Origin of the sequence: Methylobacterium sp. 092160098-2, from assembly GCF_028920805.1 — a bacterium.
GTDB classification, from domain to species: Bacteria; Pseudomonadota; Alphaproteobacteria; order Rhizobiales; family Beijerinckiaceae; genus Methylobacterium; species Methylobacterium fujisawaense.
The window spans coordinates 1,639,875-1,658,653 of record NZ_JAQPZJ010000001.1 but is presented as its reverse complement, the minus strand read 5'-3'; the positions used below and the strand labels follow the sequence as shown (position 1 = coordinate 1,658,653).

Here is an 18,779-nt window from a genome sequence, read left to right as displayed (position 1 = left end):
GGCCCGCGCAAAAGTGGCCGGCCTCGCGACGAGTCCCCGCGACCCGCCGAGAACCCATGCCGGCAGAGTTTCGGCTTGTCGACGCGTGTCAGCGCACGAATCCGTTCTGCCGGAGGAAGTCCGCTGCGACCGCGGAGGCGGGTTCGCCGCCGATCTGGACGCGGCCGTTGAGATCCCGGAGCGTCGCCAGGTCGAGTCTGCGGAAGATCGGATCCAGCACCGTTGCGATCTCGGGATGGGCCATGAGGACCGCCCCGCGGACCACCGGCGCCGGCTGATAGACCGGCTGAACGCCCTTGTCGTCGTCCATCGTCACGAGGCGCGCGACCGCGAGGGCGCCATCGGTGCCGAACACCATGGCGGCGTTCGTGCCGGACGTGCCCCGCGCCGCCGCGGCGATCGTGGCGGCCGTGTCGCCGCCGGCCAGGATGACGAGCTGCTCCGGCTTGAGGGTGAAGCCGTAGGTCCTGCCGAAGGCCGGCAGGGCCCCCGGGGCGGTCACGAATTCCGACGCGGCGGCGAGCTTGATCGCGCCGCCGCCCGCTACGTAGCGGCCGAAGTCGCTCAGGGTCTTCAGGCCCGCGGCCTGCGCGATCTCCTGGCGCACCGCGATCGCCCAGGTGTTGTTGGCCGAGGCGGGCGTCAGCCAGACGAGGTCGTTGGCCGCGCGATCCAGGTCCCGGGCCGTCCGATAGGCCGCCTCGGGATCCTTCCAGACCGGGAGATCCGCCTTCCCGAAGAAGAACGCCGCGTTGCCGGTGTATTCCGGATAGATGTCGATCTGACCCTCGATCAGGGCCTGGCGCACGATCGCGGTGGCGCCGAGCTGGATCTTGTCGACCGTCGGGAGGCCCCGGGCCTGCAGGGCCTGCAGGATGATGTTGCCGAGCACCCCGCCCTCCGTGTCGATCTTGGAGGCCACGACGATCCCGGCCGCCGGCGCGCCGGGCGTCGGGCCACATTGGGCGACCAGCAGCGCCAGGGCCGGTGCGACGAACCACGCGAGGATCCGCCTCACCTTGGCCTTCGGATCCCCCGTTCGCGTCGTCCGGTCTCGGCGGGGGCCTGCCGCGCGCGATGTCCGGCTGGGGCGGGCGATGATCCCGTTGAGCCCGGGCGACAGGCCGGCGGCCACGGTCGCGACGCGATTCGACTTCCGTTTCATGGGGATGGCTTCGCCGCCTTTGCACGCGCCGCTCATCGCTCCCGCGCCGCTCTCGGTCCCCTCGCGAGGCTCGCGACGACAGGGATGACCTCCGCGCCCGGCGCCTCCGACCTCGACCGTATCAAATCAACCCACTCCGGTTAATGATGTTTAACCTTTACGCGATCCTGACGCGAACAATCCTAGCCTTAGAGATATAATGTTGAGTAGATCGTTTGCGTCGAAAGGAGGGGAGTATGTCGTATTCGATTCTGGTCCGCGATCTCGCCCGCGAACCTGGCGGTGCTCCCAAACTTCTAGCCTACGACATTCACGACCGGTCGGCGGCGGAGACTCTCGTTTCCGTGATCGCCACGTCGTACCGGGATCACGGTTTCAACCCCGCCACCCGCGTCCATTGGTTTCGGCACGAGGGCGGGGTGCGCGAGATCTTCACCTGGCCGCGGCAGTGACCGCCGGCGCGCCGCCTCAGGTGCCGCAGAAGGTGCGGTAGCCGACGCCACCGTCCTCGGGCGCCATGGCGAAGGCGGCCTGATCCGGCTGATCCGCGTAGGGGCGGGACAGCACGGTCAGCAGCGTCTCGAACGGGGCGAAATCCCCCCGTTCCACGGCTGCCTCGATCATCGCCTCGACCCGGTGGTTGCGCGGGATGAAGGCCGGATTGACCCGGCGCATCGCGGCGGCGGTCTCGGCCGGGTCGCGGGCCTCCTGCGAGAGCCGCCCGCGCCAGTCCTTCGCCCAGGCATCGTAGGCCGTTGGATCGACGAACAGGTCGCGCACGCCCGCGTCGGCCTCCGGCCGCTCCGCGGCGGCGCAGAGCGTGCGGAACGTCAAGGTGAAGTCGGCCCGATTCTCGGCCATGCGCTTGAGGAGATCGCCCGCCAAAGCGGCGTCGCCGTCCCGGGTCTCGGCGAGGCCGAGCTTGCGGGCGAGGCCGCCGTGATAGGCCGTCTCGAAGCGCGCCGCATAGGAGGCCAGCGCCGCCTCGGCCTCGGCGACCGAGCCCGCCTCGTCCTCGGCGAGCAGCGGCAGCAGGGTCTCGGCCAGCCGCGTCAGGTTCCACAGCGCGATGCGCGGCTGCTGGCCGTAGGCGTAGCGGCCGTTGCGGTCGATGGAGCTGAAGACGGTCCCGGGATCGTAGGCGTCGAGGAAGGCGCAGGGTCCGTAATCGATCGTCTCGCCGGCGATCGACATGTTGTCGGTGTTCATGACCCCGTGGACGAAGCCCACATGCAGCCAGCGGGCGACGAGTTCGGCCTGGGCGGCGATGACGCCCTCCAGCAGCGCGCGGTAGGGGTTCGCGGCCGAAGCGGCCTCGGGATAGTGCCGGGCCACGACGTGGTCGGCGAGCGCCCGCAGGCCCTCGACATCGCCCCGGACCGCGAAGAACTGGAACGTCCCGACCCGGATGTGACTCGCGGCCACGCGGGTGAGGACCGCGCCCGGCAGGAGCGTCTCGCGCACCACCGGCTCGCCGGTCGTCACGGCGGCGAGCGCCCGGGTGGTCGGGATGCCGAGCGCCGCGATGGCCTCGCTGACGAGATACTCGCGCAGCACCGGACCGAGCGCCGCCCGCCCGTCGCCCCGCCGGGAGAACGGTGTCGGGCCCGCGCCCTTCAGCTGGATATCGCGGCGCTGCCCAGTCCGGTCGAGCACTTCGCCCAGGAGGACCGCGCGGCCGTCGCCGAGCTGCGGCACGAACTGGCCGAACTGATGTCCGGCATAGGCCGCCGCGATCGGATCGGCGCCCTCCGGGACGGCGTTTCCCGCAAGGGCCGCCACGCCGTCCGGGCCGGCAAGCCAGTCCGGATCGAGGCCGAGCTCCGCGGCGAGCGCCCGGTTCAGCCTGACGAGACGCGGGGCCGCCACGGGCGTCGGCGGCCGGCGCGCGTAGAAGCGCTCCGGCAGGCGGGCGTAGCTGTTGTCGAAGGGGAGTGCCGTCATCGTCGGGATCTATGGACGGTGGGCGCGGGGGACAAGCGGAAGCCGGAAGGAGCTCGTCGATCGCGTCACCGCCGGCCGGCCGGGTCGTTTCCACCGATGCGTGCCGCAGCGCTCGCGGCAGACGGGCCCGGTTCCGTGCACCCGCTGCTCTGGCCCCACCGGCAGGCGCGGCCTGTGATGGCGGCCCGATCCGCTGGGCGCGACGGCCACGGCGGCGGGCCCACGCCGCGTCTGTCCCGCCGGACCGATATCCCTCGAAGTCGCGCCCCGGCGGGGACAGGCCCGTGCGGCTGCGCAAGTTCGGCTGGGGGCGCCGGGGCTGTGACGGGACGCTAGCGGCTCGTCGTCGGAGGGGTCCCGGTGGCCGGAGGCTTGCCGGTGCCGACCTGACCCTCCGTCGGCGGAACGGCCGACGGATGGGTGACGGCTTCCGTCGCCGTCCGGCCGGGATCCTTCGTATCGGCCGCCGGCTTCGGTGCGGTCTCGGTCCGGGGCGCCGGTCCGGTTCCGGGCCGATCCTGCGCCCAGGCTGCGGCCGGGAGGGCGGCCACGGTCGCGGCGGCGAGGAGAAGGGCGGGGATCGGTCGGTTCACGTTGGGCTCTGTGGCGTTCAGCCGGGCGTTCCGCAGGGCCAACGGATGGCCGCAGGCGTCGTTCCGGCACTCCGCGCCGCGGTTTTGACGGGTGGATGCGGCCGCCCTGGCCGCGCCCGATCCCGTCATTCCGAGTCCGGGCCCCGGGATCGCACGTCAGGGCCCGCAACCTCAGGGCTCACGCCTCCGCGTCGGCCTTCCGGGTCTTGCGGCCCTTGGCCACCTTCGTCCCGTCCGCATCCGGCGCCGCGGCGGACGCCGCAGGCTCGCCCCGCTTCGCGGCCGGGCTCCGGCGCTTGTGGCCCAGGCCGGCATTGCGGGCGAACTCGGCCCGCATCGCCGAGTAGGTGGATGCGGTCGTCGGATAGTCCGGCGGCAGACCGTAGCGCTGCCGATACTGCTCGATCGTCATGCCGTTGCCGGTGAGATGCCGCTTCAGCGTCTTGTACGGCTTGCCGTCGATGAAGCTGATCAGGGCGTCGGGGGTGATCGATTTCTTGATCTGCGCAGGCGTCGCCTTCTTGAATTCCGGCTCGGCCGAGACCGTCGTCTGGCTCAGGCCGGCCAGCGCGGCATGAACGCCGGACAGAAGCGACGGCAGATCGGGGACCGGGACGGAATTGTTGGCTACGTAAGCGGAAACAATGTCGGCCGTCAGCTCCACGAAATCGACTGGATCCTGATGCGGTGCGGGATTGCTATCTTCCATGAACGCCTCTCACGTTGGAGTGATGCATGAACGTTGATCCGCCTCTCGACAGTCAAGTCCATATATGAGCGAAGATAACCTATTATGGCTGTTATCTACCGAATGTCTGGGCGAATACCAACATAGATCAGTAGCGATTCTGCCGCTGGATCATTCCGGTCGGAGCTGGCAGCGCGGCTTCCCTCGGATCGTCCGCACGGGGGCCTGCGGCGCGGGCCCGGGCGGGCGGCTTCAGGAAGTGTTAATCCTGCCGTGATCAGTGGCAGGGTCGCTCCGGCTTTGGGGGTAAGAAGCCGAACGGCAGGCGGGCCGAGCCCTGCCCCTTCATGCTCGGCCCGCGCCCCTGCGGCGCTCACGCGTTGACGGCGGTCCCGATCGGCGTGGCGATCGCGCCGCGCGTCCCGGGTGGGACCACCGATTGCAGAATCCGCGCCGGACCGGATGCGGGATCCCCGCGATAGCCGCGCTCGAGCGTCATCAGCGCGTGCATCGGGGCTTCAGCCAGGTCGAGAAGGCGCGCGTCGCGCCAGCGGCGCTTGGTGAGGCCGGTCCGGCTGAGCCACCGGGGCTTCTCTTCCTCGACGAGCAGGACCAGCTTGCCCGTCCACGTCTTGCGAAACCAGAACCGTCCCGTGAGCTTGGCTGCGCCGAACATGCCGCACCTCGCGTGAGAGCCCCCTGAGCCAACGTGGGTCAAGCTCGGCGGTTTCCGCCGGAGACCGACCGCAGGATGCCGGGCTGGCGGCGCAGATATGCATCGGCGACATGCATTGGGACATGTGCAAACGTCCGCGTCCGCGGCGACGGTCCGGCCGGGCCGGATTTATCGGCAGGTCGCGTCGTCCGGGCGCCCGCGGCCCGGGACCGCGAGCAGGCGGCCCGCCACCGCGCCGGCCAAGGCCGCGACGGCTTTCACGAGGAAATCGTCGAACCGGCCGTGGCGGGTCCCGGTAAGGGTCTGCCCAAACTCCAGGCCGCCGGCGAGGAGGATGCTGCCGACGAGGATCCAGCGCCCGTGCCGCGGGTAGCCCATGGCCATCAGCAGCCCGGCGAGCGCGTAGGCGGCGAAGCGCTCGATGCTGGGTTCGGCCGTGACGACGGGGCGGAGCCCGATCGGCACCAGCGTGACGGCGGCGATCAGGGCCACCAGGATCCAGGCCGCGATCCGGATCAGGCCGAGCCACGGCACCTTCCCTCTCAGCATCGCGGAATCGTAACCTCGCGCCGACGGCGCCCGCGTACAGTGATGGCGCGCTGCCGCCTGTAGCATAACGGCGGCCGGGGACCGGAACATCTGCTCATGCTTCGTCGTCTGGTCGCCGCGATCCTGTTCGCCTTCGCCACGGTGCCGGCCGCCATCGCGGCGAACCCGGTGCGGGACGTGCTCTGGGTGGCGCTGCAGGGCTGCGTGCTCGCCAAGAAGGCGGCGGGCCGGAGCTTTCCCTGCCTCTCCGTCGACCTCGGCGATGGTACGCGCCCGGGGACGGCGGTGCTGCGCGCGCCGGGACAGCCTACCCACACGGTGGTGATGCCCACCGACAGCATCTCGGGCATCGAGGCGCCCGTGCTCCAGGGACCGCGGGGCGCCGCCTATTGGCGCGCGGCGCTCGCGGCCCGGCACTTTGTGTCGGATGCGCTGCCGGGCCGGCTGCCGGTCGCGGCGGTGGGTCTGGAGGTGAATTCCGTCGGCGGCCGCAGCCAGGACCAGCTTCACATCCATCTCGACTGCATGCACCGGAGCGTCATGGCGGCCCTGAAGGCCCATGGCGGCGCCGTCGGCGAGACCTGGGCCCCGTTCCCCGTGCCGCTGGCGGAGGCGCGTTACGTCGCGCTGCGGATTCCCCCGGACGCGGTGGCGGATTTCAACCCGTTCGCGGCTCTGGCCCGGGTGCCGGGCTGGCAGGGGCATCTGCACGACGCGAGCTTCGCGGCGGTGGAGGCGGATCCCGGGGATCCGCAGGGCGGGATGATCCTCCTGGCCTATCGGGAGCCGGAGGCCAGCGCCGAGTACCTGATGGATCACAGCTGCCGGATGGCCAAGCCCGGCCGGCACGGCTGATCGGCCGCCGTCCCGAGCCACCGCCACTGTTGCTGCTACGTTCTATCCGAGCTGGGCGCGAATCGGGCATAAAGCGATCATGCGCATGCCGGTGCTCAGCTTGTCCGCGATGCTCCTCCTGACCACCGGTCCTGCCGTCGCGGGTCCGGTCGCCGGAGCGTCCGATCCGGCCGAGCTGGAGCGCGCGTGGCACCGCTGCCTTCGAGACGCCTCCGGGCATCAGCCGACGGGTCAGAGCCGCGCCGGGGACGAGCGCAACGCCCTCGACGAGTGCAAGTCCCGCGAGGATGCCCTGGTGGCATCCCTGATGGCCGGCGCCCGCCCGGCGGACGCACGCACCGGCACGGTGTGGTCGCGGACCTGGGTCGCGTTCGCGGAGCCCCTTGTCACCTGGTTCGGGGCGCTGCGGCGCTGAGGGCGCCCCGCGCCGCGTTTCTCGCGTCCGATCCAGTCCCGCCTGGCCGGCACGATCTGGCCGGCACGATCTTGTGCGCTGCGTGTCCGCAACGCTCACGAACCGTCGCGGATATCGCGTTCGCTGAGGCCCGCTCCGCGGCGTCGCACCACGCCTTGCGGGACGAACCGCCGCCGCCGCCGATCGTTGGGCATCCATGAGCGCGCAGAATCCCAAGCTTCATCCCGATGCCGTCGCCGAGGCCCGTCGTCGCGAGATGGCGACCGAGCATCTGCTGTTCGGGACGGTTCGGTTTCTGGCGCAGCGTCATCCGGAATTGCTGGACGAGCTTGAGGGCAGCCTCGCCCACCTGTGGGATCCGGTCGAGGGCGAGGCGCGGGACGATGAGGCCGTGCGGACCATCGCCCGGCGCATCATCAAGGGCCTGCGGGCCGAAGGCTGATCCGGCCCGTCCGGGCTCACCGCTGGGCGGCGTCGTTCACCTTGACGGTCGGGATCATCGCGACGGCCTTCGCGGTCACACGGTCGAAGACATCGCCGGTGAGGCCGCGCTCGGTCGCGAGCTTTCGGATCCGCTCCGCATGCTGCGCGAGGGTCAGCCCGAAATAGGTCTTCTCTGTCGCCTGTTCGACAGACTCGTTCGCCACGCTTCGACTCCTGTTCATGGTGGGTGAGCGCCGATGATTTGGGCCGCGGCGGCCGCGGCTTCAACCCCCGCCCGGAACAGGGCGCCCCGGCCATGACGGTTCGTCATACCCTTGGGGGCGCCCTGCAGATGGCCCGCCTGGCCGGGCGCGATGGGGCCGGACGGCCTGCGGTCTCAGCGGCTGCAGCCGATGCAGATTCCGCGCGTGATCGCGTCGTTGCGCTCCTCGATGGCATCCCGCCGCTCGATGCTGCCGGTCTCGCTCGGGCCGAGGGCGCCGGGGTTGGGCACCGTCTGGCCGGTCGCGGCGGTGTGGGGCGCCTTGGCGGTCGTATCGGGGCCGCCCCCGGTTCCCGTCCTGCCGACGGGGTCGGCCCAGGCGGTGGCTGAAGCCAGGCTCAGGGTGGCGGCCATGGCGAGGGTTGCGGATCTGCGCATGTGAAGCTCCCGGAACTGCGTGCGTCGGTCTGCGAGAAACCGACGCTTGTCCGTTCATGAAGTTCCCGCGCCCGCGACGCGCCCGCGCCGGCATGTGGTGCATTCGGAGGCGCCGTTTCGCGGCGATGCCGTCGAATTCCGCGGTTAACCTTCGGGCGTAATGGCTAATCAATTTTGAGAGGTATTTCGCAGGCGGAATTGGCGGATCGTGGCGCAGTAACATTCGGAGGCGTGCGTCATGAACCCGACCGTCAAAGCCGTTCTGCTGAACGAGCGGGCCGCCGTGCTGTCGGCCATCGCGGCGCGCCAGGGCACCGTCTCCGACCTGCTGGTCCAGATCAACGGCGTCGAGAACGACATCTGGCGCCTGCGCCACCGCCTGATCGACCTCGAAGCGTACCTGATCGGGCATCGCGTCGACCTGCCGAGCGCGAATGGCGGATCCGCCGGGACCGCGGAGGCCGCCGGCACCCTGACCCGGTGCGATCCGGTGCCACCGGCCGGGATGCGGCCCGCGGAGGTGATCGGCCTTCCGGCCTGCAAGCCGCTCGGCGAATTCGTCCGCACCAAGGGCGGGGCGCGGAAGGCGCAGGCCGCCGCCGGCCGCCTGGCCGAGACCGCCTGAGAGGGTCGGGGGATCTGCGCATGCGCCGCATCCGCACTGGCCTGCGCTGGCGGCGCGGGCCGCCGGCACCGGTCCTGCCCGAGAGTCTGACACGCTTCGTCTCGGAGCCGGGAGCGTTCACCGCTCCGCTGTGGGACATCGCCCTGGCGTTGCTGGCCGGCGTCGTCGTCGCCCTCGCCTGCGGCTGGATCCTCCAGGCTTGGTAGCCGGTCCTGACTGTATCCCGCCCATGGCCTATGAGGATCGGCGAGGATCCGGAGGGATGGACGGATGAGCGACGGCAGCGGCGCGCCGAGCGTGAAGATCGCGGAGGTCCAGCGCCTCGCCACGGCGCTCGCGGCGCGGGTGCGCTACGCGCAGCTCGTCGGCCGTCCCGTCTATGAGGCGCAGATCGCCGCCCTGGTCGGCGCTGCCCGCCTCATGGACGAGGAGAAGGCACCCTGGCCGCCGATGGTGGAGGAGGTGCTGACCGAACTCGCCCGCTCGATCGAGGGGGCCGTCACCGTCGCGGCTGACCCGCCGGAAGAGCCCTGAACGGCCGCCCTTCTCCCGGTCGACGCATCGTCGGTGCCCCGCGCGAAGGCGTCTGCCGGGCCGAGCCCGGACCGAATCGGCGCGCGGGCCGTCATCCATCTGCACGCCTGCTGCGCGGGGCGGGCGATCCCCGTTTGCGCCATCGCGGGGGGCGGCTGCCGGCCGGACCCTATCGACGTCGGAACTTCGGCGCGAAGGGTCGATTGACCAGAGGGATCGGTACGGAGATCTGCGCCCGTCGCCAACGTGCGATGGACTGATCCGGCCGAAGTCTTCGCCTTGAAGTCGATGGCCGAATGATCCTGAGCCTGCAGGCCGTGCAGGTCGCGACCAGCAGCGACGATACCGAGAGCCAGCTCGTCTTCGCCGACGGATTTCTGGTCGCGGTGTTGGTCCGCCTCTCGGCGCAGCACGGCGAGGACACCGGAAAGTGGTTCCTGGAGGCCGGATTCGGCCCGCTCGCACCGGCTTGTCCGCCGCTCTTCGCGGATCTCGCGGCCGCCCGGGCCTGGATCATGCGGCGGCTGATCGCTGCGGCGTGATCCCGATACCGCCCGCCCTCAGAGGCCTTTCGCGAGCCAGCGGAGCGCGTGTCTGAGGCGCGCTGCGCCGTCCCCGGCGAACCAGAGGCCGTGTGCGAAGATGACCCGCTCGGGAGCCAAGGTGAGAAGGTCGCTCGCTGCTCTCGCGGCGTCGTGCCGGCGGAGTTTGATCACGAGGCGCAGGTAGGGTGGCGGCTGGCCGTGCGGTCGCGTCATGCGGGCGAGGCGCAGGAACGGACGCAGGAGCGCCGGCATCTTCTCCGGTTCCAGGTTGAGGACGAGATCGGTCAGGATCAGCGTCCGGCTCACCCTGTGGACGAACGCGACCTCCCGGAACCCGAAGCCGCCCGGCACGACGATCTGGCGCAAATCGGCCGCCCAATCGGAGGGGGCGTCATCCCCGAGAACCCGGTCGATGCGGAGGCCGGCGCGGCGGACCGGGCGACGCTGGCGCAGGTTCGGAGCTGCCCAGGTCAGCGCCTCCGGACAATGCGCCTGCCACGCCTTCAGGAAGGTCCAGTGGGCGATGTTGGGGGCGACCAGATGCCGGATCGGCCCCAATGCGGCGATCTCGCGGTACAGGTGCGGATCGAACCGTGTCGGTGAGTGCAGCCAGAGTCCGCCGTCGCGAAGGCGGACGACGGTCATGCGGACCGGGAGGGGGATGCCGAGGACGCGGAGCGGTCCGCTGTCGACGATCCAGACGCCATCGGCCACCGGCTTGAGGACGTCGAGGGGCGGATAGGTGGCTTCGGGCAAGTCCCGGTCTCTCCCTCGGCCGCGCAACGTCGCGCCCACGAACCTGTGCAACCGCGGAAGCGCAACGGATTTCCCGGATGGATCGCCGCAGGCCGGCGGACCACGCCCCCGCCGCGGCCGGCGCGCCCGACCTCCTCATAGGAGCCAGGACGGCGCGTCGAAGCGCGCTCACGATCCTGAGGATCGTGTCGGCGCGTGGCAGGCCCGTCCGAGAGCCGGACCGTCCGGACCGGTCCAGATGCGCGTCGCCGCCGCCCCCTTCGGTGCCGCCCAGGGTCCGAACGGATCGAGGCGCAGGGCAGGCGCGGCGGATGGGATGATGTGGCGCTCGTTGGCCGGGAGGTGGAAATCTCCACCTCCACCATCCGCCGCGTCAGCGGGCCCTACACGGCCTGGATCGGTGCGTGCTTGCCGTCATGCGCCGCACCCGAATCCAGGCTCTGCGTCTCTGCGCTGTCCTGCTGGTCCCGCGTCGGCGGCGGATAATCCGTCAGCGGACGCCAGGGAGCAGCCGGGGCGCCCAGGCGGGCGCCGGACGGCCGCAGCGAGAGCCAGATCGCCACGGCCATCCAGGGCACGACGAAGAAGACGAAGGCGGCAAGCCCCACGGCGATCCTCCACGAAACGGTTTCGTCGTGAGAACGCCGGACGGGCATCCAGAGATCCGCCGCCGTGCCGGTCATCCCGCGCGGTCGGTTGATTGCGTCGCTCCGGGCGGCGGCGTCGGGTCGGATGGACGGGGCGATCGGGCCTGGAGCCCCGCCCATCCCGAACCTACAACGCTGGGGGGCACTCAGCCCGGATGCCCGGATCTGGCCGGCGTATCCCGGTCCGGGAGCCGACGCGGCGAAGTGCAGCCTGCTGGGAGCGAGCAATGGCAGATCTGTCCGGGAAGACGGTCCTGATTACGGCGGCGGGGCAGGGGATCGGGCGGGCGAGCGCGCTCGCCTTCGCCCAAGCCGGGGCTCGGGTCCACGCCACCGACATCAACGCGGATGCCCTCGCCGGGCTGCGCGCCGACGGTCTCAGCACCGCGATCCTCGACGTTCTCGATGCGGGCGCCGTCAGCACCCTGGTCGCGCGGATCGGCGTGGTCGACGTCCTGTTCAACTGCGCCGGCATCGTGCACGCCGGCACCATCCTGGAGATGCGCGACGACGACCTCGACTTCGCCCTCGATCTCAACGTCAAGGCGATGATCCGTACGATCCGCGCGGTTCTGCCCGGGATGCTGGAGCGCCGCGACGGCGCCATCGTCAACATGGCGTCGGTTGCCTCCTCGGTGAAGGGCGTGCCCAACCGCTTCGCCTACGGGTTGACGAAGGCGGCGGTGATCGGCCTGACCAAGGCGGTGGCGGCCGACTATGTCGGCCACAACATCCGCTGCAACGCGATCTGCCCCGGCACGGTGGAGAGCCCGTCGCTCCAAGAGCGCATCCGCGCGCAGGGCGACTACGCGCAGACCCGCGCGGCCTTCATCGCGCGGCAGCCGATCGGGCGGCTGGGTACCGCCGAGGAGATCGCCGACCTCGCCGTTTACCTGGCGGGCGCGACCTACACGACCGGCCAAGCCGTCATGATCGACGGCGGCTGGACGATCTGATCCGGGCCGGATCGCCCTTTACGCCTCCTCCGCGGCTTCACCGAGCAGGGTCCGGATGAAGCGGCGGGTGCGCGGATCCTTCGGGTGGGCGAACAGGTCCGGCGCCGGTCCCCGCTCGACGATCGTGCCGCCCTCCAGGAACACCACCGTGTCGGCGACGCGCCGCGCGAGGCGCAGGTCGTGGGTTGCCATCAGCATGGTCATGCCCTCCCCCGCGAGGCTGGCCAGCACATCCACCACCTCGGCTGCGAGTTCCGGGTCGAGGGCCGAGGTCGGCTCGTCGCAGAGGAGCAGGCGCGGGGAGGGGGCGAGCGCCCGGGCGATGGCGACCCGCTGCTGCTGGCCGCCTGACAGGTTGGCAGGCCAGTCCCCCGCCTTGTGGGCGAGGCCGACGCGCTCCAGCAACTCCAGCGCCCGCGCCCGCGCCCTGGCCTGCGGCCACTTGGCGACGGTGACGAGCCCCTCCGTGACGTTCTCGATGACGGTGCGATGGGGAAAGAGCTGGAAATTCTGGAACACCATGCCGGTCTGGCGGCGCACCGCGAGCATCTCCCGCCGGGTCGGCGGCCGGTCCGGTCGGAAGGTGAGTCGGATATCGCCGAGGTCGAGCGTACCGGACCGCGGCATCTCCAGCAGGTTGACGCAGCGCAGGAGCGTCGACTTGCCCGAGCCGGACGGGCCGATCAGCGCCGTGACGCGGCCCTCGGGCACTGCGAGATCGATGCCCCGCAGGACCGCGTTGCCGCCAAAACTCTTCTCGATGGCCGACAGGGCGATCATGCGCGCGCCTCCAGATATCCGCCGTATCGCCCGAGCCGCCGCTCCAAGAGCGTCTGGATACAGGACAGGAACGTGGATAGGACGAGGTAGATGAGCGCCACTTCGATGTAGAGGATCAGCGGCTCGTAGGTGACGGCTACGATGCGCTGGGCGGCCTGGAACAGTTCCGGCACGGTGATCGCGGCTGCGAGCGAGGTGTCCTTGACCAGCGCGATGAAGGAGTTGGCGAGCGACGGCACCGCCACCCGCGCTGCCTGAGGCAGGATCGTGCGCCGCAGGGCTTGAGCGGGCGTCATGCCGGTGGCGTAGGCCGCCTCCCATTGTCCCCTCGGAATGGAGGCGATGGCGGCGCGGATGATCTCGGACGTGTAGGCGCCGACATTGAGCGTGAACCCGATCACGGCCGCAGGGAAGGCGTCGATCAGGATGCCGGTGCTCGGCAGCCCGTAGAAGATCACGAAGAGCTGCACGAGGAGCGGCGTGCCCCGGAAGATCCACACGTAGAACCAGGCCAGTGCCGCCAGCGGGCGTGGGGCGAACAGGCGCACGAGCGCGGTTCCGAGCCCGAGGCCGAGCCCCAGCATGAAGGCGATCAGGGTCAGCGGGACCGTGAAGCGGAGGCCGGCCGCGAGCAGCGGCCCCAGCGACTGGAGCATGAGGTCGAGCCAGTGCGGCACGGGGGGGCGTTTCCTTTCGGTCGGACAGGGTTACGGGTTTCGCAGGTTCGGCCTCGGGGCATGGCCTTCGCCGAAGGATATGTGCGGATCCCCGCGTCCCCTCGGGGAGGGATCCCGATGCGCTCTGCCTTCAGAGGCGCGCCCGGATCCTCGCAGCCTTCAGGCTTGCAGGGGCCTGCAGGCGACCCGCAGGGGCGCCGCGACGGGCCCCTTCCGGACGGCTACTTCGAGACGTCGGCGCCGAAGTACTTCTGGGCGATCGCCGCGTAGCTGCCGTCGGCCTTGATCGACTCCAGCGCCTTGTCGATGGCAGCCTTCAGCGCGGGGTTGTCCTTGCGCATGATGATCCCGGATGCGTCCGCGTCCGTCTGCTCGGCGACGATCTTCACGGGCGCATTCGGCTTCTGCTTGTGGAAGTCGAGGAACGACAGGCTGTCGTTGACGGTCGCGTCGGCGCGGCCGGTGGCCACGAGCTGAACCGACTGATCGAATCCGTCCGTGCCGACGAGCTCGGCACCGGACTGCTCGGCAAGGCGCGCGAAGTTGCTGCTCAGGCTCTGCGCGGCCTTCTTGCCCTTCAGGTCGGCGAAGGACGTGATGTCCGCCCGGTCCGCGCGGGTGATCAGCACGGCCCGCGCCCGGATATAGGGCTCGGAGAAGTCGAACTTCGCCTGACGCTCCTTGGTGATGCCGACTTGGTTGATCACCACGTCGTAGCGCTTGCCGTCGAGGCCGGCGATCAGGCCGTCCCATTTGCCTTCGAGGAATTGCGGCGTGACGCCGAGCTTCTCGGCGACCTTGCGGCCGATCTCCACGTCGAAGCCGACGAGCGCCCCGGAGGCGTCGTGGAACGTGAACGGCGCGTAGGTGCCCTCCGTCCCGATGCGCAGGGTCTTGGCCGCACGGATCGCGTCGAGGTCGTCCGCCTGCGCGGGCATTCCGAGGAGGCATGCCGCAGCGGCGAGGACCAGGGCCAGGCGGGTCGAGACAAAGCGCATCGTGGTTGGCTCCAGCGCGATAGAAGGTCCTGCCGCTGTCGCCGAGGTCGCTCTCAGCTGTCGACGCGGGACGCAGTAAAGGTTTCGGGCGGCCAGCGCGTGGCCGGGACTTGATGGACCGTCAGGGCATGCCGCCGCATGGCGCCACGCTCATGAAGGCCGCGCTTCCCATATCAAGGGGAACCCGGGACGCCTACCGACAGGGGCATCGTCCCGGGGATATGATGCGGCCGCGGACAGGCCGGCTCCGTGCTAGGAGGAAGCGGGTCTCGAATCCGGACCGATTCACGCGCCGGGGAACGCGGCCTTCTCGATGGAAGGAGCGCGCATGACCTCGCCTGCCCAATCCTACCGGGGCGTCTTCCCGGTCGCCCCGACGGTCTTCGACGCCGCGGGCGCCCTCGACCTCGACGGGCAGCGCCGGGCGATCGACTTCATGATCGACGCCGGCAGCCAGGGCCTGTGCATCCTCGCCAACTTCTCCGAGCAGTTCGTCCTCACCGACGCGGAGCGGGAGACCGTCATGCACGCCGTGCTGGAGCACGTGGCCGGCCGCGTGCCCGTGATCGTCACCACGACCCACTTCGCCACGCAGGTCTGTGCCGAGCGCTCGCGGCTGGCGCAGGAGGCCGGGGCCGCCATGGTGATGATCATGCCGCCCTATCACGGGGCCACGATCCGCGTGCCGGACCTCGGAATCTACGAGTTCTTCCGCGCGGTCTCGGACGCGATCTCGATCCCGATCATGATCCAGGACGCTCCGGTTTCGGGGACGCCGCTCTCGGCCGCGTTCCTGGCGCGCATGGCCCGGGAGATCGCCAACGTCGCCTATTTCAAGATCGAGACCGCGCAGGCTGCAGCCAAGCTCCGCGAGTTGATCGCGCTGGGCGGCGAAGCGGTGGTGGGCCCCTGGGACGGCGAGGAGGCGATCACCCTGATGGCCGACCTCGATGCCGGCGCCACCGGAGCGATGACCGGCGGGGCCTATCCGGACGGGATCCGGCAGATCACCGACGCCTACGCGGCGGGCCGCCGGGACGAGGCCATGGACGCCTACGCGCGCTGGCTGCCGCTGATCAACTACGAGAACCGGCAATGCGGCCTGCTGGCCTGCAAGGCGCTGATGGCCGAGGGCGGGGTGATCGCCCACGAGACCGCGCGGTTGCCGATCCAGCCGCTGCACCCCGACACGCGCGCCGGGCTGATCGAACTGGCCCGCCGGAACGATGCGCTGGTCCTGCGCTGGGGGCGCTGAGAGGGCGCTGCGGCCTCGGACAGGCGACTCCCTGAGCAAGGACGACCCGTAGGCCTTCACCGTCTCTGCTTCACCGTCCTGCTTCGTCGCCGCGCGTGCAAGGCGAGCGGGGCCGCCTAACCCGCCCGGCTCAATACGCCGACGCGGCCGGGGCGCGGGTCCCGAGCGCGCCCGAGAGCCGCCGCACCGCCTCTCGCGCCAGGGCCGGGCTGATGGCGAAGCAGATCCGGACCAGACCTTCGCCCTCCGGCCCGAAGGCGGTCCCCGGCGCCACCCCGACCTTGGCCTCCCGCAGCAGGCGCAGTGCCAGGTCGAGGCTGGGCTCGTCGCCGCCCATCCGGGCCATGAGGTAGAAGGCCCCGTCAGGCGGTGCGACCGTGACGCCCGGGAGACGGGACAAGCCCTCCATCAGGATCGCCCGGGCCTCGGCGCAGCGGTCGACCATGGTGCGGATGAAGCCGTCGCCCTCCTCGAGGGCCGCGATGCAGGCGTGCTGGACGAAGGTCGGGATCGAGGTGGTGCTGTACTGTCCGAGCTTGGCGAAGGTGGGCGCGAGGCCACGGGGATAGATCACCCAGCCGGCGCGCCAGCCGGTCATGGCCCAGTTCTTCGAGAAGGTGTTGGTGACGATCAGCCGGTCGTCCTCCGAGCAGATCTGCAGGAAGGACGGCGCGATCCGGTTGCCGTAGGTGAAATGCGCGTAGACCTCGTCCGAGAGGATCCAGAGGCCGCGCTCCCGGGCGAGGTCGCGCAGGGCCTTCATCTCCGGCAGCGGCATGGTCCAGCCGGTGGGATTGGAGGGTGAATTCACCATGATCACCCGGGTGCGCGGGGTGAGCGCCGCCTCGATATCGGCGAGCGGCAGCGCGAAGCGTCCGTCCGGCAACCTGCGGTACGGGACCGTCACCGGGACGCCGCCGGCGATGCGGACCGCCTCGCCGAGATTCGGCCAGGCCGGGGACGGGATGATCATCTCGTCGCCCGGCTCCAGCAGCACCTGGGCGGCCTGCATGATCGCGTTCATGCCGCCCGCCGTGACGGCGAACCGGTCGGGCGGGATCTCCACGTCCCAATGGCGGGCGTGATAGGCGCCGAGCGCCGCGCGCAGCGCCGGCAGCCCCAGCGAGGTCGTGTAGCGGGTGTGCCCGGCAAGCATCGCCTTGTGGGCCGCCTCGACGATGAAGGGCGGGGTCGGCAGATCGCCCTCGCCGATCCAGAGCTTCACGACCTCCGGGTCGTCCCGCCCGCGATCCGCCACCAGCCCGATCTGGCTCGTCCCGATGCCGCGGATGCGCGCCGAGAGGGCGGAGCCGAGATCGACGGGCGCGGCGGATGCGGGGATATCGGCCATGGCGGCGCGTGCTCTGCTTGCGTCGGGACGCGGCGTGCCGTGGCGCGGCATGCACCGGAGCGCCTGCAGGATCCCGACCTGTGGGGAAGGCCGCGACCCTGCCGCGTTCAAGCGCGGACGTCCAGACCCGCGCGTCGCCCGGATCAGCCCCGGAGGCCGACGCGCGCGGCCGCCCCGACGCGCGGCCGTTCTGCATTCTGACTTTTCAGACATTTCTGAAATTGCTATATGCCGAGTCGCGCTCAGTGCCGGAGGCCCGACGTGCTCGCCAATCTCGATCCCCTGATCCTCGCCCGCATGCAGTTCGGGTTCACGGTGGCCTTCCACATCGTGTTCCCGGCCTTTTCGATCGGCCTCGCGAGCTTCCTCGCCGTGCTGGAAGGGCTTTGGCTCGCCACCGGGCGTGAGGTCTTCATGGACCTGTTCAAGTACTGGATTAAGATCTTCGCGATCGCCTTCGCCATGGGCGTCGTGTCGGGGCTGGTGATGTCCTACCAGTTCGGCACGAACTGGTCGGTCTTCTCCGACAAGACCGGCCCGGTGCTGGGCCCGATGATGGCCTACGAGGTGCTGTCGGCCTTCTTCCTGGAGGCGGGCTTCCTCGGCGTGATGCTCTTCGGCATGACGAAGGTCGGGCCGCGGCTGCACTTCGCCGCGACGCTGATGGTGGCGTTCGGGACCTTCTTCTCGGCCTTCTGGATCCTGTCGGTGAATTCCTGGATGCAGACGCCGGCGGGCTACGGCACGAACGCGGACGGCCAGTTCGTGCCGCTCGACTGGTGGGCGATCGTGTTCAACCCGTCCTTCCCGTTCCGCCTCGTGCACATGGTGCTGGCCGCCTATCTCACCACCGCCCTGGTGGTCGGCGCGGTCGGCGCGTGGCACCTCCTGCGCGACCGGTCCAATCCGGCTGCCCGGACGATGTTCTCGATGGCGATGTGGATGGCCGCGCTGGTGGCGCCGGTCCAGATCCTCGCCGGCGACGCGCACGGCCTGAACACGCTCGAGCACCAGCCCGCCAAGGTCATGGCCATGGAGGGGCACTACCAAAGCCACCCGGACGGCGCGCCGCTGATCCTGTTCGGCCTGCCCGACCAGGAGACCGGCACCGTCCGCTACGCGGTCGAGATCCCGAAGCTGTCCTCGCTGGTGCTGAAGCACGATCCGAACGCGCCCCTGAAGGGGCTCGACAGCCTGCCGCGGGCGGAATGGCCGCCGGTGCCGATCGTGTTCTGGTCGTTCCGCATCATGGTCGGTCTCGGGATGCTGATGCTGCTGCTCGGCGCCCTGAGCCTCCTCGCCCGCTGGCGCGGGACGCTCTACGCATGGCCGCCGCTGCACCGCTTCGCGGTGGCGATGGGCCCGGCCGGCTTCGTGGCGGTGCTGGCCGGCTGGATCACCACCGAGGTCGGGCGCCAGCCCTACACGGTCTACGGCCTGCTGCGCACGGCGCAGTCCGCCTCGCCGCTCCACGCGCCCGCGGTGGCGGCCTCGCTCACCGCCTTCGTGGTGATCTACTTCGCGGTCTTTGCCATGGGCACCGCTTACATCCTGCGCCTGATGGCCAAGCCCCCGCATGCCGGCGAGCGCGGCATCGAGCCCGGCGTGCCGATCCGGACGGCGGGCCTCACCCCCGCCCCGGCGATCGATCCCGACCGCCATCTCCAGCCGGCCGAGTGAGGAACC

General features: G+C 70.6%; 25 protein-coding genes. 11 read left to right on the top strand and 14 right to left on the bottom strand.

What is annotated here, in order from left to right:
* Positions 1–88: 88 nt before the first annotated feature.
* Positions 89–982 (bottom strand): glycine betaine ABC transporter substrate-binding protein OsmF, encoded by an 894-nt coding sequence (osmF, locus tag PQI07_RS07870; protein WP_043389235.1) that lies wholly within the window; start codon positions 980–982, stop codon positions 89–91.
* Positions 983–1,401: 419 nt separating this feature from the next.
* Between osmF and PQI07_RS07865 the strand changes: the two genes are divergently transcribed.
* Positions 1,402–1,617 (top strand): hypothetical protein, encoded by a 216-nt coding sequence (locus PQI07_RS07865; RefSeq protein WP_043357502.1) that lies wholly within the window; start codon positions 1,402–1,404, stop codon positions 1,615–1,617.
* Between the two features lie 16 nt (positions 1,618–1,633).
* Here the strand turns inward: PQI07_RS07865 and PQI07_RS07860 are convergent, their stop codons facing one another.
* The 5 genes from PQI07_RS07860 to PQI07_RS07840 all read right to left on the bottom strand — a co-directional run bounded on the left by PQI07_RS07860 (position 1,634) and on the right by PQI07_RS07840 (position 5,615).
* Positions 1,634–3,109, bottom strand: a complete 1,476-nt coding sequence (locus tag PQI07_RS07860) for a protein adenylyltransferase SelO (protein ID WP_274926391.1) — start codon at positions 3,107–3,109, stop codon at positions 1,634–1,636.
* Between the two features lie 332 nt (positions 3,110–3,441).
* Positions 3,442–3,702 (bottom strand): hypothetical protein, encoded by a 261-nt coding sequence (locus PQI07_RS07855; protein WP_043357512.1) that lies wholly within the window; start codon positions 3,700–3,702, stop codon positions 3,442–3,444.
* Positions 3,703–3,880: 178 nt separating this feature from the next.
* A complete protein-coding gene (locus tag PQI07_RS07850; RefSeq protein WP_043389007.1) occupies positions 3,881–4,411 on the bottom strand; it encodes a Ros/MucR family transcriptional regulator in 531 nt (176 codons plus the stop codon).
* A 352-nt stretch (positions 4,412–4,763) separates the two neighbouring features.
* The gene (locus PQI07_RS07845; RefSeq protein ID WP_043357496.1) at positions 4,764–5,066 is read right to left on the bottom strand and encodes a hypothetical protein; all 303 of its coding nucleotides are present in this window, start codon (positions 5,064–5,066) and stop codon (positions 4,764–4,766) included.
* A gap of 168 nt (positions 5,067–5,234) precedes the next feature.
* Positions 5,235–5,615, bottom strand: coding sequence for a hypothetical protein (locus PQI07_RS07840; RefSeq protein WP_274926390.1), 381 nt, complete (start codon positions 5,613–5,615; stop codon positions 5,235–5,237).
* Between the two features lie 96 nt (positions 5,616–5,711).
* On the opposite strand from PQI07_RS07840, the gene PQI07_RS07835 reads away from it, so the two are divergent.
* The 3 genes from PQI07_RS07835 (at position 5,712) to PQI07_RS07825 (ending at position 7,327) form a co-directional block, all read left to right on the top strand.
* Positions 5,712–6,470 (top strand): CDP-diacylglycerol diphosphatase, encoded by a 759-nt coding sequence (locus PQI07_RS07835; protein ID WP_274926389.1) that lies wholly within the window; start codon positions 5,712–5,714, stop codon positions 6,468–6,470.
* Positions 6,471–6,555: 85 nt separating this feature from the next.
* Positions 6,556–6,885 (top strand): hypothetical protein, encoded by a 330-nt coding sequence (locus PQI07_RS07830; RefSeq protein WP_274926388.1) that lies wholly within the window; start codon positions 6,556–6,558, stop codon positions 6,883–6,885.
* A 196-nt stretch (positions 6,886–7,081) separates the two neighbouring features.
* Positions 7,082–7,327, top strand: a complete 246-nt coding sequence (locus tag PQI07_RS07825) for a hypothetical protein (RefSeq protein ID WP_236961841.1) — start codon at positions 7,082–7,084, stop codon at positions 7,325–7,327.
* A 16-nt stretch (positions 7,328–7,343) separates the two neighbouring features.
* On the opposite strand, the gene PQI07_RS07820 is transcribed toward PQI07_RS07825, so the two are convergent.
* The gene (locus PQI07_RS07820) at positions 7,344–7,532 is read right to left on the bottom strand and encodes a hypothetical protein (RefSeq protein WP_043357488.1); all 189 of its coding nucleotides are present in this window, start codon (positions 7,530–7,532) and stop codon (positions 7,344–7,346) included.
* A 173-nt stretch (positions 7,533–7,705) separates the two neighbouring features.
* Positions 7,706–7,969: a hypothetical protein gene (locus PQI07_RS07815; RefSeq protein ID WP_043389003.1), complete on the bottom strand. Its 264-nt coding sequence runs from the start codon at positions 7,967–7,969 to the stop codon at positions 7,706–7,708.
* Positions 7,970–8,207: 238 nt separating this feature from the next.
* Between PQI07_RS07815 and PQI07_RS07810 the strand changes: the two genes are divergently transcribed.
* The 4 genes from PQI07_RS07810 to PQI07_RS07795 all read left to right on the top strand — a co-directional run bounded on the left by PQI07_RS07810 (position 8,208) and on the right by PQI07_RS07795 (position 9,670).
* A complete protein-coding gene (locus PQI07_RS07810) occupies positions 8,208–8,594 on the top strand; it encodes a hypothetical protein (protein WP_274926387.1) in 387 nt (128 codons plus the stop codon).
* Between the two features lie 20 nt (positions 8,595–8,614).
* A complete protein-coding gene (locus PQI07_RS07805; protein WP_043357482.1) occupies positions 8,615–8,800 on the top strand; it encodes a hypothetical protein in 186 nt (61 codons plus the stop codon).
* A gap of 64 nt (positions 8,801–8,864) precedes the next feature.
* Complete coding sequence (locus PQI07_RS07800; RefSeq protein ID WP_043357480.1) at positions 8,865–9,128, top strand: hypothetical protein; 264 nt, start codon at positions 8,865–8,867, stop codon at positions 9,126–9,128.
* A 296-nt stretch (positions 9,129–9,424) separates the two neighbouring features.
* Complete coding sequence (locus PQI07_RS07795; RefSeq protein WP_043357477.1) at positions 9,425–9,670, top strand: hypothetical protein; 246 nt, start codon at positions 9,425–9,427, stop codon at positions 9,668–9,670.
* An 18-nt stretch (positions 9,671–9,688) separates the two neighbouring features.
* Here PQI07_RS07795 and PQI07_RS07790 read toward each other — a convergent pair whose 3' ends face one another.
* A complete protein-coding gene (locus tag PQI07_RS07790) occupies positions 9,689–10,429 on the bottom strand; it encodes a DUF4336 domain-containing protein (RefSeq protein ID WP_274926386.1) in 741 nt (246 codons plus the stop codon).
* A 383-nt stretch (positions 10,430–10,812) separates the two neighbouring features.
* Positions 10,813–11,112, bottom strand: a complete 300-nt coding sequence (locus PQI07_RS07785) for a hypothetical protein (protein ID WP_274926385.1) — start codon at positions 11,110–11,112, stop codon at positions 10,813–10,815.
* A gap of 191 nt (positions 11,113–11,303) precedes the next feature.
* Here PQI07_RS07785 and PQI07_RS07780 point away from each other — a divergent pair, with 191 nt between their 5' ends.
* Positions 11,304–12,032, top strand: a complete 729-nt coding sequence (locus PQI07_RS07780) for an SDR family oxidoreductase (RefSeq protein WP_043388993.1) — start codon at positions 11,304–11,306, stop codon at positions 12,030–12,032.
* An 18-nt stretch (positions 12,033–12,050) separates the two neighbouring features.
* Here the strand turns inward: PQI07_RS07780 and PQI07_RS07775 are convergent, their stop codons facing one another.
* The 3 genes from PQI07_RS07775 to PQI07_RS07765 all read right to left on the bottom strand — a co-directional run bounded on the left by PQI07_RS07775 (position 12,051) and on the right by PQI07_RS07765 (position 14,427).
* Complete coding sequence (locus PQI07_RS07775) at positions 12,051–12,812, bottom strand: amino acid ABC transporter ATP-binding protein (protein ID WP_043357471.1); 762 nt, start codon at positions 12,810–12,812, stop codon at positions 12,051–12,053.
* Entirely contained in the window at positions 12,809–13,489 is a 681-nt protein-coding gene (locus tag PQI07_RS07770; RefSeq protein WP_274926384.1) for an amino acid ABC transporter permease, read from the bottom strand. The genes PQI07_RS07775 and PQI07_RS07770 overlap by 4 nt, the downstream gene beginning before the upstream one ends.
* 221 nt (positions 13,490–13,710) lie before the next feature.
* Positions 13,711–14,427 carry an amino acid ABC transporter substrate-binding protein gene (locus tag PQI07_RS07765; RefSeq protein ID WP_418287739.1) on the bottom strand — a complete coding sequence of 239 codons (717 nt, stop codon included), beginning with the start codon at positions 14,425–14,427 and terminating at the stop codon, positions 13,711–13,713.
* Between the two features lie 388 nt (positions 14,428–14,815).
* Here PQI07_RS07765 and PQI07_RS07760 point away from each other — a divergent pair, with 388 nt between their 5' ends.
* Positions 14,816–15,742: a dihydrodipicolinate synthase family protein gene (locus PQI07_RS07760; RefSeq protein ID WP_043357464.1), complete on the top strand. Its 927-nt coding sequence runs from the start codon at positions 14,816–14,818 to the stop codon at positions 15,740–15,742.
* A 130-nt stretch (positions 15,743–15,872) separates the two neighbouring features.
* On the opposite strand, the gene PQI07_RS07755 is transcribed toward PQI07_RS07760, so the two are convergent.
* A complete protein-coding gene (locus tag PQI07_RS07755) occupies positions 15,873–17,093 on the bottom strand; it encodes a pyridoxal phosphate-dependent aminotransferase (RefSeq protein WP_274926383.1) in 1,221 nt (406 codons plus the stop codon).
* Positions 17,094–17,354: 261 nt separating this feature from the next.
* Here PQI07_RS07755 and PQI07_RS07750 point away from each other — a divergent pair, with 261 nt between their 5' ends.
* Entirely contained in the window at positions 17,355–18,773 is a 1,419-nt protein-coding gene (locus PQI07_RS07750; protein ID WP_274926382.1) for a cytochrome ubiquinol oxidase subunit I, read from the top strand.
* Positions 18,774–18,779: the final 6 nt, after the last annotated feature.

What these genes read in the sequence shown, in the direction of transcription:
- PQI07_RS07805 (WP_043357482.1), top strand. Translation starts at nt 8,615, where the DNA reads ATGCGCCGCATCCGCACTGGCCTGCGCTGGCGGCGCGGGCCGCCGGCA.
- PQI07_RS07760 (WP_043357464.1), top strand. Translation starts at nt 14,816, where the DNA reads ATGACCTCGCCTGCCCAATCCTACCGGGGCGTCTTCCCGGTCGCCCCG.
- PQI07_RS07780 (WP_043388993.1), top strand. Translation starts at nt 11,304, where the DNA reads ATGGCAGATCTGTCCGGGAAGACGGTCCTGATTACGGCGGCGGGGCAG.
- PQI07_RS07845 (WP_043357496.1), bottom strand. Translation starts at nt 5,066, where the DNA reads ATGTTCGGCGCAGCCAAGCTCACGGGACGGTTCTGGTTTCGCAAGACG.
- PQI07_RS07825 (WP_236961841.1), top strand. Translation starts at nt 7,082, where the DNA reads ATGAGCGCGCAGAATCCCAAGCTTCATCCCGATGCCGTCGCCGAGGCC.
- PQI07_RS07840 (WP_274926390.1), bottom strand. Translation starts at nt 5,615, where the DNA reads ATGCTGAGAGGGAAGGTGCCGTGGCTCGGCCTGATCCGGATCGCGGCC.
- PQI07_RS07775 (WP_043357471.1), bottom strand. Translation starts at nt 12,812, where the DNA reads ATGATCGCCCTGTCGGCCATCGAGAAGAGTTTTGGCGGCAACGCGGTC.
- PQI07_RS07800 (WP_043357480.1), top strand. Translation starts at nt 8,865, where the DNA reads ATGAGCGACGGCAGCGGCGCGCCGAGCGTGAAGATCGCGGAGGTCCAG.
- PQI07_RS07795 (WP_043357477.1), top strand. Translation starts at nt 9,425, where the DNA reads ATGATCCTGAGCCTGCAGGCCGTGCAGGTCGCGACCAGCAGCGACGAT.
- PQI07_RS07860 (WP_274926391.1), bottom strand. Translation starts at nt 3,109, where the DNA reads ATGACGGCACTCCCCTTCGACAACAGCTACGCCCGCCTGCCGGAGCGC.
- PQI07_RS07755 (WP_274926383.1), bottom strand. Translation starts at nt 17,093, where the DNA reads ATGGCCGATATCCCCGCATCCGCCGCGCCCGTCGATCTCGGCTCCGCC.
- PQI07_RS07815 (WP_043389003.1), bottom strand. Translation starts at nt 7,969, where the DNA reads ATGCGCAGATCCGCAACCCTCGCCATGGCCGCCACCCTGAGCCTGGCT.
- PQI07_RS07835 (WP_274926389.1), top strand. Translation starts at nt 5,712, where the DNA reads ATGCTTCGTCGTCTGGTCGCCGCGATCCTGTTCGCCTTCGCCACGGTG.
- PQI07_RS07765 (WP_418287739.1), bottom strand. Translation starts at nt 14,427, where the DNA reads ATGCCCGCGCAGGCGGACGACCTCGACGCGATCCGTGCGGCCAAGACC.
- PQI07_RS07785 (WP_274926385.1), bottom strand. Translation starts at nt 11,112, where the DNA reads ATGACCGGCACGGCGGCGGATCTCTGGATGCCCGTCCGGCGTTCTCAC.
- PQI07_RS07850 (WP_043389007.1), bottom strand. Translation starts at nt 4,411, where the DNA reads ATGGAAGATAGCAATCCCGCACCGCATCAGGATCCAGTCGATTTCGTG.
- PQI07_RS07810 (WP_274926387.1), top strand. Translation starts at nt 8,208, where the DNA reads ATGAACCCGACCGTCAAAGCCGTTCTGCTGAACGAGCGGGCCGCCGTG.
- PQI07_RS07865 (WP_043357502.1), top strand. Translation starts at nt 1,402, where the DNA reads ATGTCGTATTCGATTCTGGTCCGCGATCTCGCCCGCGAACCTGGCGGT.
- PQI07_RS07830 (WP_274926388.1), top strand. Translation starts at nt 6,556, where the DNA reads ATGCCGGTGCTCAGCTTGTCCGCGATGCTCCTCCTGACCACCGGTCCT.